At 23.5% G+C, this 12,510-nt stretch carries 9 protein-coding genes; 3 read left to right on the forward strand and 6 right to left on the reverse strand.

From position 1 onward, the window contains the following. Positions 1 to 263: 263 nt before the first annotated feature. Genes aceE through lpdA form a run of 3 tightly spaced genes read left to right on the forward strand, consistent with a single transcriptional unit; the run spans position 264 to position 5,654 of the window. Complete coding sequence (gene aceE, locus M3Y47_RS00245) at positions 264 to 2,927, forward strand: pyruvate dehydrogenase (acetyl-transferring), homodimeric type (RefSeq protein ID WP_252839492.1); 2,664 nt, start codon at positions 264 to 266, stop codon at positions 2,925 to 2,927. A 14-nt stretch (positions 2,928 to 2,941) separates the two neighbouring features. Continuing rightward, positions 2,942 to 4,192 carry a 2-oxo acid dehydrogenase subunit E2 gene (locus M3Y47_RS00250; protein WP_252839493.1) on the forward strand — a complete coding sequence of 417 codons (1,251 nt, stop codon included), beginning with the start codon at positions 2,942 to 2,944 and terminating at the stop codon, positions 4,190 to 4,192. A gap of 52 nt (positions 4,193 to 4,244) precedes the next feature. After that, positions 4,245 to 5,654, forward strand: coding sequence for a dihydrolipoyl dehydrogenase (gene lpdA, locus M3Y47_RS00255; RefSeq protein ID WP_252839494.1), 1,410 nt, complete (start codon positions 4,245 to 4,247; stop codon positions 5,652 to 5,654). 369 nt (positions 5,655 to 6,023) lie between these two features. On the opposite strand, the gene erpA is transcribed toward lpdA, so the two are convergent. The 6 genes from erpA to ilvB form a co-directional block, all read right to left on the reverse strand. After that, positions 6,024 to 6,365, reverse strand: coding sequence for an iron-sulfur cluster insertion protein ErpA (erpA, locus tag M3Y47_RS00260; RefSeq protein ID WP_252839495.1), 342 nt, complete (start codon positions 6,363 to 6,365; stop codon positions 6,024 to 6,026). A gap of 146 nt (positions 6,366 to 6,511) precedes the next feature. Next, entirely contained in the window at positions 6,512 to 7,651 is a 1,140-nt protein-coding gene (gene ftsZ / locus M3Y47_RS00265; protein ID WP_252839496.1) for a cell division protein FtsZ, read from the reverse strand. Positions 7,652 to 7,708: 57 nt separating this feature from the next. Next, entirely contained in the window at positions 7,709 to 8,953 is a 1,245-nt protein-coding gene (gene ftsA, locus M3Y47_RS00270; RefSeq protein WP_252839497.1) for a cell division protein FtsA, read from the reverse strand. Positions 8,954 to 9,126: 173 nt separating this feature from the next. Continuing rightward, a complete protein-coding gene (rsmH, locus tag M3Y47_RS00275; RefSeq protein WP_252839498.1) occupies positions 9,127 to 10,050 on the reverse strand; it encodes a 16S rRNA (cytosine(1402)-N(4))-methyltransferase RsmH in 924 nt (307 codons plus the stop codon). 29 nt (positions 10,051 to 10,079) lie between these two features. Further along, the gene (ilvN, locus tag M3Y47_RS00280; RefSeq protein WP_252839499.1) at positions 10,080 to 10,586 is read right to left on the reverse strand and encodes an acetolactate synthase small subunit; all 507 of its coding nucleotides are present in this window, start codon (positions 10,584 to 10,586) and stop codon (positions 10,080 to 10,082) included. Next, entirely contained in the window at positions 10,564 to 12,279 is a 1,716-nt protein-coding gene (ilvB, locus tag M3Y47_RS00285) for a biosynthetic-type acetolactate synthase large subunit (RefSeq protein ID WP_252839500.1), read from the reverse strand. The genes ilvN and ilvB overlap by 23 nt, the downstream gene beginning before the upstream one ends. Between the last annotated feature and the right edge of the window lie 231 nt (positions 12,280 to 12,510).

Consider the following 12,510-nt stretch of genomic DNA (forward strand, 5'->3'; position numbering starts at 1 on the left):
ATTTTATTTATATAAATAAATTTAAATAAAATATTTATATTTGATAAATTTTTTTTGTTTTTTTTTGTTTAAAAAATAAAAAAAATTATTTATTTAAATAATTTAAACTATATTTTTTTATTTATTATTTATTTTAAAATTTTTAAATAAAGATATTAAATTTTAATTTAATGTAAATTTTTTATTTAATCATTTAAATAAAATTTTTTTTAATTGTAAATAAAATTTATTTTTTCATACAAAACGGAGAAATTTAAGTGTATATGAAGAATGATAAGGAAATTGATATAGATCCTCTTGAAACCAAAGAATGGTTAGATTCAATAGATGAAGTTATTAAACAAGATGGAGTTCCAAGATATATTTTTTTAATAAAAAAAATATTTAAAAAATATAAAAGTATTAATGTTTTTCAAAAAAAGAGAAATATGTATACAGATTATATTAATACTATTTCTGATATAGAAGAATTAAATTATCCAGGAGATTTAAAATTAGAAAAAAAAATTTGTTTTCATGTATGTTGGAATGCAATTATGATGGTTTTGCGAGCTTCTAAAAAAAATTTAAATTTAGGAGGTCATTTAGCATCTTTTCAATCTTCAGCAATTATTTATGAAGTTTGTTTTAACCATTTTTTTCATGCAAAAAATAATTTTAATTTAGGAGATATAATTTATTTTCAAGGACATATTTCTCCTGGAATTTATTCAAGAGCTTTTTTAGAGGGAAGATTATCAAAAGAGCAACTTAATAATTTTAGACAAGAAGTTCATGGAAAAGGATTGCCATCCTATCCTCATCCGAAGTTAATGCCTGATTTTTGGCAATTTCCAACGGTTTCTATGGGTTTAGGACCAATTTGCGCTATTTATCAAGCGAAATTTTTAAAATATTTAAAAAATAGAGGTTTAAAGAATACAGATCATCAAAAAGTGTATGCGTTTTTAGGAGATGGAGAAATGGATGAACCAGAATCTAAAGGAGCAATCAATATTGCTGCTCGTGAAAAATTAGATAATTTAGTTTTTATCATTAATTGTAATTTACAAAGATTAGATGGTCCAGTAAATGGAAATGGGAAAATTATTAATGAACTCGAAAGTATTTTCAAGGGAGCTGGTTGGAAAACAATTAAAGTGATTTGGGGAAGTCGATGGGATAAATTATTAAAACAAGATATTAGTGGGAAGTTAGTAAAATTAATGAATGAAACTTTAGACGGTGATTATCAAACTTTTAGATCAAAAGATGGAGAATATATTCGTAAAAATTTTTTTGGTCGTTATCCAGAAACTTTAAAAATTGTAGAAAATATGACTAATGAAGAAATTTGGAAATTAAATCGAGGAGGACATGATTTTAAAAAAATTTATTCTGCTTTAAAATTAGCACAAAGCATTAAAAATAAACCTGTAGTAATATTTTTTCATACAATTAAAGGATATGGTATGGGAAAAAACATTGAAGGGAAAAATATTGCTCATCAAACTAAAGATATTCGTTTAGAAGATCTAAAATATATTAGAAATTCATTTAAAATTCCAGTTTCAGATGTAGAATTAAAGAATTTACCATATGTTTCTTTTTCAAATGATTCAATTGAATATAAATATATGCATGCTCAGAGAAAAAAATTAGGAGGATATATTCCAGAAAGAAGAAAATACTTTTCTGAAAAAATATTTATTCCTACTTTAGAAGATTTTTCTTCTGTTTTACAAGAGAATAAAAAAAAAATCTCGACAACTATTTCTTTTGTTAGAATTTTGTATATACTTTTAAATAATAATAAGATTAATAAAAGAATTGTACCTATTATTGCTGATGAAGCTCGTACATTTGGAATGGAAGATCTTTTCCGAAAAATCGGAATTTATAATTTATATGGTCAAAATTATATTCCTCAGGATAAAGGTATTCTATCTTATTATAAAGAAGATATAAATGGTCAAATATTACAAGAAGGAATTAACGAATTAGGAGCTTTATCATCTTGGTTAGCTGCTGCTACTTCATATAGTACAAATGATTTTCCAATGATTCCTTTTTATATTTATTATTCTATGTTTGGATTTCAAAGAGTTGGCGATTTATGCTGGGCAGCTGGAGATCAGCAAGCTAGAGGATTTTTAATTGGAGGAACATCTGGAAGAACAACTTTAAATGGAGAAGGTTTACAGCATGAAGATGGGCATAGTCATATTTATTCTTTAACAGTTCCTAATTGTATATCTTATGATCCAGCTTATTCTTATGAATTAGCAGTAATTATTCAGAATGGTATGGAAAGAATGTACGGATGCAAACAAGAAAATATTTATTATTATATTACTGTAACAAATGAAAATTATTATATGCCAGGTTTATTAAAAAAATCACAAGAAGGTATTTGCAAAGGAATATATAAATTAGAAAAATATTCTAGTAAATATTATTCTATACAATTATTAGGATCTGGTGCTATATTAAATCTTGTACGAAAAGCTGCGAAAATTTTATTTGAAAGTTATAATATTGGTTCAGATGTTTATAGCGTCACATCATTTACAGAGTTAGCTAGAAATGGGCAAGATTGCGATCGCTGGAATATGTTACATCCTGCTCAAAAATCTAAAGTTCCATATGTTTCTAAAATTATGAATAATAATATTGCTCTTGCTGTAACAGATTATATGAAGTTATATGCTGAACAAATTAGAAAATATGTTCCTTCTATATCTTATAGTGTATTAGGAACTGACGGTTATGGTCGTTCAGATAGTCGAGAAAATTTACGTCAATATTTTGAAATTGATGAACATTATATCGTTATAGCAGTATTAAAAGAGTTATCTAAATTCGGAAAAATAGATGTTCAAGTAGTTTTAGACGCTATTAAAAAATTTAATATTAATATTGATAAAATAAATCCGCGTTTAGTATAGGAGTATAAATTAAAGTGAACGTTGTTATTAAAGTACCTGATATTGGGATAGAAGAAGCGGAAGTAATTGAAGTTTTAGTAAAAATAAATGATGAAGTAAATGTAGATCAAGGTTTGATTATTGTAGAAGGTCAAAAAGCATCAATAGAAGTTCCATCTTTATATCATGGTATAATAAAAAGCATTGATGTTAAAATTGGTGATATAGTGAAAATTGATTCTCCAATTGTTACATTAAAAATTTTTGAGAAAAAAAATCAGAAAGAAGATATTAACAATTTTACTGCTAAAAACAAGGATGTGAAATCTATTCATTCTGTGAATAATGATTCTAATATATATAATGAAAAAAAAGAAAAAAAAAATTTTTATTCCACATATTCATCGCCTTCAATAAAAAGATTATGTCGTAAGTTAAATATTTCAATTTTGGATATTAAAGGTTCAGGAAGAAAAAATAGAATTTTAAAGAAAGACGTGCAAGAATATTTTTCTCATTTGAAAAAAATTAATTTACAAAATGATGATTTGAAAAATATAGATAAAAAAGGTAAAACACATTCTTTAAGTTCAAGAGAAGAAATAATATATTTAAGTAAAATACAACAATTTTCTGGTTCGCGTTTATCAGAAAATTGGAAAAATATTCCTCATGTTACTCAGTTTGATAAAATTGATATAACTAGTCTTGAAAATTTTAGAAAAAAAGTGAATAAAAATTTAAATAAAAAAAATATCAGATTAACGTTATTACCTTTTATTATAAAAGCGATTTCGATAAACTTAATTAAATATAAAAAATTTAATAGTTATTTGCATAAAAAAAAAGATCGAATTATTTTAAAAAAAGAAATTAATATAGGAATAGCTGTAAACACTGAAAATGGAATTATTGTTCCAGTTTTGAAAAATGTAAATCAAAAAACAATTTTAGAGATTTCTAGTGAGTTAATTTCTTTATCAAAAAAAGCGCAAAAAAATACGTTGTTAATACACGAAATGAAAGATAGTAGTTTTACAATCTCTAATTTAGGAGGTTTTGGAGGAATGGAATTCACTCCTATTATCAATTTTCCAGAAGTAGCGATATTAGGAGTATCTCGAGCTAAAATTGAACCATTATGGAAAAAAAATAAATTTATTCCTCGTTTATTATTACCAATATCTTTATCATATGATCATCGAGTGATTGATGGAGTAGATGGCGCTTTATTTATAAAAAATTTTAATAAAAATTTAAAAAATTTTTATAAAATTTTTTTTTAATTTATCTGATTTAACATCTTAAAACATTTTTAATTTTTGGAAATTTTTAAATATGAATAAAAAAGTTATAAATACAAATTTAGCTATAATCGGCGGAGGTCCTGCAGGATATTCTGCTGCTTTTAGAGCATCTGACTTAGGAATAAAAACAATTTTAATTGAAAAAAAACCTGTTTTAGGAGGAGTTTGTTTAAATGTTGGTTGTATTCCTTCTAAAGCTTTATTGCATTTTTCAAAATTTTTAAAAGAGTACGATGAATTTTGTGATTTAGAAATATTTTCTCATAAATTATCTTTTAATTTAAAAAAGTTAAATTTATGGAAAAAAAATATAATAAGAAAAATGAATCATGGTTTAAAAATTTTAGCAGATAAAAGACAATTAAAAGTTATTCATGGTGAAGCATCTTTTATTAATAAAAAAGAAATTTTTATAAAACATAAAGATTCTAATATTAATGTACAGTGCAAAAATATTATTATTGCTTCTGGATCTACTCCAATAAAATTATCTTCTATAGATAATGAAAATAAAAATATATGGAACTCTACAGATGCTTTAAAAATACCATTTATTCCACGTAAAATGTTAATAATTGGAGGAGGAATAATTGGTTTAGAAATGGCTACTGTATATAGTTCTTTAGGTGCTAAAATTGATATAATTGAAAATTCTGATAGAATTTTACCTTCTTGTGATCTTGATGTAAGTTCTTTTTTCATAAATTCAATTAATAAAAAATTTAATCTATTATTAGATACCTATATAGAAAAAATTGAATCTTTGGATAGTAAATTTTTTGTTAAAACGAAGAAAAATGGTATTTATTATGAAAATAAATATGATGTAATACTAGTTTCTATTGGGAGATTTCCAAATACAAATTTAAATCTTACAAATGTGAATATTGATTTAGATAAAAGAGGTTTCATTATAACTGATCAGCAATGTCGTACAAACATTAAAAATATATTTGCAATTGGTGATGTTTCTGGAAATCCTATGCTTGCACATAAAGGAATTTATGAAGGTCATATTGCAGCAGAAGTAATCTCTGGTAAAAATCATTTTTTTGATACTAATATAATACCTAATATTTGTTATACTGATCCTGAAATAGCCTGGGTTGGAATGGGAGAAGAAGAAGCAATAAAAAATGATATAGAATATGAAAAATCAATTTTTCCTTGGAGTGTTTCTGGTAGAGCATGTGTTTCTAATTCTTCATATGGAATGACAAAGTTAATTTTTGATAAAAATACAAAAAAGATTATTGGTGGTTCTATTGTTGGAAGAAACGCTGGAGAATTATTAGGTGAAATTACTTTAGGAATAGAAATGGGATGTGATGTTTCTGATATTTCTTTAACAATACATGCTCATCCTACTTTATATGAATCTATTAATTCTGCAGCAAAAATATCTGAAGGAACTATTACTGATTTGTTAAACTTAAAATAAGATGATTGAGAATGATATATATATAGATTATGTTTATTGATTTTTTAAGTATTTTTTTTATAGAGTGTTTTACTTTTTTATTTTTGATGCTATGTTTAAGATCATTTTATACATAACATCAAATTTTTTTAATAAATTTTAAATTTTCATAAAAATTTTATTTTATATAAAAATTTCAATAGACATTTTTTTTATTAAAAATATTTAATATTTTTAAATAAGAGTTTAATATTGTTAATATTTTTGAATGTTTATAATATTATAAAGATTAATTATTTTTATTTATTTAAATATTTTTTTTAAAAATAATTTGTAATATTTTACAAAAAAATTTTACGTTTTTAGTAATTTTATTATTAATTTAATATATTATAAACCAAAAGATACTCCGCAACTACATTTTGTTTTTGCATTTGGATTTTTCACAATAAATTTTGCTCCATTTAAATCTTCAACGTAATCAATTTCCCCTCCTATTAAATATTGTAAGCTAATTGGATCAATAATTATTTTAATATGTGATTGTTTTATTACAATATCGTTTTCTTTATAGGTTTTTTCAAATTTAAATTTATATTGGAATCCGCTACATCCCCCTCCAGTAATATATACTCTGAATTTAATATTTTTTTTGTTTTTATAAAAAATCAAATTTTTTATTTGTGTAATTGCAGATTTAGTTAGTGTTATTTGAGAGACAAAATTTTTCATTAACATCAACCTTTTAAGTTTTTTATAAAAATTTTAATATTTTTACTTTCTTATTTTCCTTATTTTTTTCTTTTTGATAAATTTTTTATAATAATTTTTAAAAAAAAATTTTACATTATTCGAATACATTCGATATTTTTAATTTTTTATTTTTTTCGAAGAAACGTAGGAATATCTAAATAAGATTTATCTTTTTTAAAAAATTTTTCTTCATTGTTTTCATGATCATATTTTTTTTTCGAAAAACTTAATGAATTTAATCGATTGTTTCTATAATTTTTTATGGGATTTTTTGATGTGCTTTTATTTTTTTTTTTTAATGAAATTTGTTTTTCTAATCCTATTCCAGTTGCTACAACTGTGACTCTTAATTCATCGCTCATATCAGGATCTAATGAAGTTCCTATAACAACAGTTGCATTATCTGAGGAAAATGCTCTTATTGTATTTCCTACGATTTCGAATTCATCTAATCTTAAATTCATTCCTGCTGTAATGTTTACCAGGACTCCTTGAGCTCCAGATAAGTCAACATCTTCTAAAAGTGGGCTAGATATTGCAATTTCTGCAGCTTCTTCTGATCTGTTTTCTCCAGATGAAATTCCTGTTCCCATCATTGAATAACCCATTTCTGACATAACTGTACGAACATCAGCAAAATCAACATTCATTAATCCAGGTCTAGTGATTAGTTCTGCTATACCTTGTACTGCTCCTTTTAATACATTATTTGCTGCGCTAAAAGCGTCTAATAAAGAAATACCTCTATTTAATACTTTTAATAATTTATCATTTGGAATGATTATTAATGAGTCAACATTTTTTGAAAGTTCCAAGATTCCTTGTTCAGCACATAACATTCTTTTTTTCCCTTCAAAATGAAAAGGTTTTGTAACAACAGCGACTGTTAGTATTCCTAATGATTTAGCTACTTCTGCAACTACTGGAGCTGCTCCTGTTCCTGTCCCTCCACCCATTCCTGCTGCGATAAAAATCATATCTGCTCCTTCTAGAGCTGTTTTTAAAATTTCTTTGTCTTCTTCTGCAGAAGTTCTTCCAATTTCAGGATTTGCTCCAGCTCCTAATCCTTTTGTAACGTTTGTTCCAATTTGAATAATTTGATTTACTTCTATTTTTCTTAAAGCTTGTGCATCTGTATTAATAGCAAAGAATTCTACTCCTTCAATTTTTTCTTTTACCATATATTCAACTGCGTTTCCTCCACCACCCCCTATTCCTATTACTTTAATTACAGCTTCATTACTCACTTCGACTGGTTCAAACATAAATTATTCTCCTTAATTTTATATGTATTTTCTAAATTTGTTACATGGTGAAAATTTTTAATTTTTCACATGAAACCAATTATTTAAAATATATAACCAATTATTTTTTTTGTTAATAAAAGTATTATTTTTTTTATTTTTTTTATTTTTTTTAAAATATAATAATCCAATTGCAGTTGAATATTCAGGTGTTTGTATGTAATTATTTTTTCCTTGAATATTTTTTGCATGTCCGATTCTAATCGGCATTTGAAAAATTCTTTTTGCACAATCAGTTAAAAATTTTGTTTTTGCTACTCCTCCTGTTAGAACTATTCCACTATTTAAATTATATTTGTAACCTTGTTTTTTTAATTTTTTTTGAACATTATGAATTTCATAGTTTACTATTTCTAATAATTCTAAACATCTTGATTCAATTACTTCTGTTAATTTTTCTTGATTTAAGATTTTTGATTTATTATTGGATCTTGTGATTTGAACATTATGAAGATTTTCTTGTAAAAAACTAGATGCGCAGCCATATTTTATTTTTATATTTTCAGCATCAGATAAAGATGAAGAAAATGCATATGAAATATCTTTTGTAATTATATCTCCTGCATATGGTATAACTTGGCTATGTTGTAAAGATCCATTTATATATATTAAAATATCTATAGTTCCTCCTCCTATATCAAGCATGCAAACACCTAGTTTTTTTTCTTCATCTGTTAAAATTGCTTTGCTAGAAGCTAATCCAGAAAAAATGATTTTATTAATTTTTATGTTACATTTTTCTACTGCTTTAATAATGTTTTTTTCTATGCTATAATCTGAAGTAATTAAATGAACTTTTGCTTGCATGCGTATTCCTGATAAACCTAATGGATTTTTTATTCCTTTATGTTCATCAATAATATATTCTTGTGGAATAATGTGTAAAATATGATTTTTATCATACATTTTTATAGATTTAGCTGTTTTGATTACTTTTCTGATATCTTTTTTTGTAACTTCATTTTTTTTAATAGAAACCATTCCAATTTCATTTTTATAATCAATATATTTATTTGAAAATGATAAATTTATTTTATTGATTTTATAATTTGCCATTTTTTCAGCTTGAGAAGTAGATTTTTTAATACATTTAATTAATGCTTCTAAATCATGAATGTCTCCTTTATTTATTCCTTTTGACGAGCAAATTCCTAGTCCAAGAATTTTAATTTCTTTGTTTTCTAATATTTCTCCTATTAAGGATATAATTTTAGTAGTTCCAATTTCTACACCAACGATAATTTCTTTATTTATCCACTGCATTATTATTTAAACTCATTTATTTAAGATTATTGAAGTCATAAATATTTTTTTTATATTTAAATTTTTTTTAAATAGTGTTTTAATTATTTTATATATAATATATATTATATTTTTTATTTTGTTTTTTGTTTTTTAATTTAATTTGTTACATTCTCATAAGTTTCTTTAAAAAATTATTTTAATTCTGCAATTCTAAGAATTGCACTTCTACATCGTGGATTTTGTAAAATTTCTTCTTTTGTAGAAAATATTTTTTTAAAAACTTTTAATTTGCATTTTCTTTCATGAAGTTTTTCTAATTCTTTAGTTGTTAAAGGAATATTTTTTGGTAAATTAGGAATTTTTCTACTATTTTGAAACATAAATTTTTTTATAATTCGATCTTCTAATGAATGAAAACTAATAATGCATAATCTTCCTTTAGGAGCTAGTATTTTCATAACATTTTTCAAAAAATCTTTTAATTCATTTAATTCATTATTTGTTTTAATTCGAAGTGCTTGAAAAGTTCTTACAGAAGATTTTTTATTTTTTCGAGGTGTTATTTTTGATATGATTTTTGAGAGTTCACATGTTTTTAATATTGGCTTTCTTTTTATTTTTCTAAAAATATGGAAAGCTATTCTTTTGTAATATTTTTCTTCTCCATATTTTTTTAAAATTTTAGCAATTTCTTTTTCTTTTACATGAAGTAACCATTCTGATACAGGAATTCCATTTTTTTGATTCATTCTCATATCTAATGGTCCATTTTTTTTAAATGAAAAACCTCGTTTATTATTATTTAATTGCATAGAAGACATTCCTAAATCCAGTATTATTCCATTAACTTTTTTAATGATTTTATATTTTTTACAGTATTTATAGATATTTGAAAATAAACCATGTATTATGGTAAATCTTTTATCTTTAATTTTTTTTGCAATTTTAATAGATTCTGGATCTCTGTCTATTGAATATAATTTTCCGTAATCATTTATTTTTTTTAAAATAAATTTGCTATGCCCTCCTGCTCCAAATGTTCCATCTATATAAATTCCATTTTTTTGAATTTTTAATGCTTTAATAGATTTTTTTAATAATACTGGAATGTGCATTTTTATTTTCAAAATTTTTTTTTTTGGTTTTAATTTTTAGGAATAACATTTTTTCCTGATCGAGAAATGTGAATTATTTTTCCAATTTTTTTAAGTTTTTTGAGAAATTTTTTAATTTTTTTATAGTGTTCTGATATTTCTATTATATATTCGAATTTTTTAAAATAAATTATTTTCACTTGAAAAATTTCTAAAAGATATTTAATTCTTTTAGAAAATATTTGATTAATTTCTGTATGAATTAAAATTGTTTCTCTAATAAAATGATTTATATCGTTTATTTCGTAAATTTTTATTACATTGATTAGTGTATATAATTTTTTTTTTATTTTTTTTATTTCTTTTTTTTTTTCCATTATTTCAATAGTTATATCAAAAATCTTTTTTTTATTTTTTAAAATGACTTTCATATTTTTTATAATATTTTTTTGTTTTGAAAAAATATTTATAATTCGTAATAATGATCCAAATTCATTTTCTAATAATATTTTTAATATTTTAGAGTATTTTTTTTTATTTTTTGAATCGCATTTCATTCATTCCTCCACCTTTAATTTGCATTGGATATACATGTGCAGTGGGATCAACTTTTACATCTACAAAAACAAGTTTTTTCTGTGATAAATATTTTAAAGATTGTTTTAATTTTTTTTTTAATTCTTTAGGATGAGAAATAGATACTCCTATATGTCCATAGGATTCTACTAATTTAATAAAATTCGGAAGAGATTTCATATATGAATGTGAATGTCTTCCGAAATATATTAAATCTTGCCATTGTTTAACCATTCCTAAGGAGCTATTGTTGAGATTTACTATCATGATCGGGATTTTATATTGCATAGCTGTAGATAATTCTTGAATATTCATTTGTATGCTTCCATCTCCTGTAATACACATGACATTTTTTTTTGGTAATGCAATTTTTACACCTAAAGCAGCAGGAAATCCAAATCCCATAGTTCCTAAACCTCCTGAGTTAATCCATTGTCTTGGTTTTTCAAAGATATAGTGTAACGCAGTAAACATTTGATGTTGTCCAACATCAGAAGTAATATAAAATTTTCCATATGTTAATTTTGAAAGTATTTTTATAACTTGTTGTGGTTTTATTATATCGGATTGATTATTTTCTTTGAAAAAATTAACTTTTTTCCATTCATTGATTTTATTCCACCATTTTTTTAATCTTTCTTCAGAAAATTTTTTTTTTATTTTATTTAAAAATTTGATGATTTTTTTTAAGATTGTTTTAAGATCACCTATAATTTTAATGTGTGTTTTTATTGTTTTAGAAATAGATGTAGGATCTATATCTATTTGTATAATAGTTGAAGATGGACAATATTTTTTTGTGTTATTTGTTGTTCGATCATCAAATCTTACACCAAGAGCAAAAATTAAATCAGAATAATGCATTCCCATATTTGCAGTATATTTTCCATGCATTCCTATCATCCCTAAATTTTGTTTATGTGTTCCAGGAAATCCTCCTAAACCCATTAATGAACTAGTAACAGGTATTTTTAATTTTTCTGCAAAAATTTTTAATTCTTTTGAACTATTTGAATGAATTATTCCTCCTCCAATATATATAATTGGTTTTTTTGCTTGAATTATTTTTTTAATAATTTTTTTTATTTTTTTTATATTAATTTTTTTATTTTTATGAAGAGATTTTACTGAAACATTAGTAGATCTAATATAAGGTTTTTTGTTTTCTGCAGATAAAATATCTTTTGGTAAATCTATAACTACTGGTCCAGGTCTTCCACTAGAAGCTATTAAAAAAGATTTTTGAATAATATTAGGAATATCTTTTATTTTTTGTACTAGAAAACTATGTTTTACAATTGGTTGTGAAATTCCTAACATATCACATTCTTGGAAAGCGTCGTATCCGATCAATTTTGATTCTACTTGACCAGATAAAATTACCATAGGAATAGAATCCATATATGCTGTAGCTATTCCTGTGATAGAATTTGTTGCTCCTGGACCTGAAGTTACGAGAACAACTCCTGTTTTTCCTGTAGATCTTGAATAACCATCTGCCATATGTGTAGCAGCTTGCTCATGACGAACAAGAATATGTTGTATTTTTTTTTTCATCAAATTTAAGGCATCATATATTTCTAAAATTGCCCCTCCAGGATAACCAAAAATATGTTTTATTCCTTGATGAATTAATGATTTCACAACAATTTCTGCACCTGAAAAAATTTTCATATTTTATTCTCTAATCATTTATAGTTAAGTGTGTTATAAAAATAATAAAAATATTTTATTTAATTAAATTTTTTATAATTTTGATAAGAGATTTATGTATTATGAATAAATGTTTATATAATTTTTTATATTAATAAAATTTTTATATGTATATATTTTCCATTTTTTTTTTTTTTTCTTTTTTTTTTTTTTTTTTTTTTTTTTGAAAAACATAAAAAATTTTATTTGATT

The sequence above is a fragment of the Buchnera aphidicola (Sipha maydis) genome (assembly GCF_024029855.1).
Lineage (GTDB): Bacteria > Pseudomonadota > Gammaproteobacteria > Enterobacterales > Enterobacteriaceae > Buchnera_J > Buchnera_J aphidicola_BI.

What these genes read in the sequence shown, in the direction of transcription:
- aceE (WP_252839492.1), top strand. Translation starts at nt 264, where the DNA reads ATGAAGAATGATAAGGAAATTGATATAGATCCTCTTGAAACCAAAGAA.
- lpdA (WP_252839494.1), top strand. Translation starts at nt 4,245, where the DNA reads ATGAATAAAAAAGTTATAAATACAAATTTAGCTATAATCGGCGGAGGT.
- ftsZ (WP_252839496.1), bottom strand. Translation starts at nt 7,651, where the DNA reads ATGTTTGAACCAGTCGAAGTGAGTAATGAAGCTGTAATTAAAGTAATA.
- ilvB (WP_252839500.1), bottom strand. Translation starts at nt 12,279, where the DNA reads ATGAAAATTTTTTCAGGTGCAGAAATTGTTGTGAAATCATTAATTCAT.
- ilvN (WP_252839499.1), bottom strand. Translation starts at nt 10,586, where the DNA reads ATGAAATGCGATTCAAAAAATAAAAAAAAATACTCTAAAATATTAAAA.
- rsmH (WP_252839498.1), bottom strand. Translation starts at nt 10,050, where the DNA reads ATGCACATTCCAGTATTATTAAAAAAATCTATTAAAGCATTAAAAATT.
- ftsA (WP_252839497.1), bottom strand. Translation starts at nt 8,953, where the DNA reads ATGCAGTGGATAAATAAAGAAATTATCGTTGGTGTAGAAATTGGAACT.
- erpA (WP_252839495.1), bottom strand. Translation starts at nt 6,365, where the DNA reads ATGAAAAATTTTGTCTCTCAAATAACACTAACTAAATCTGCAATTACA.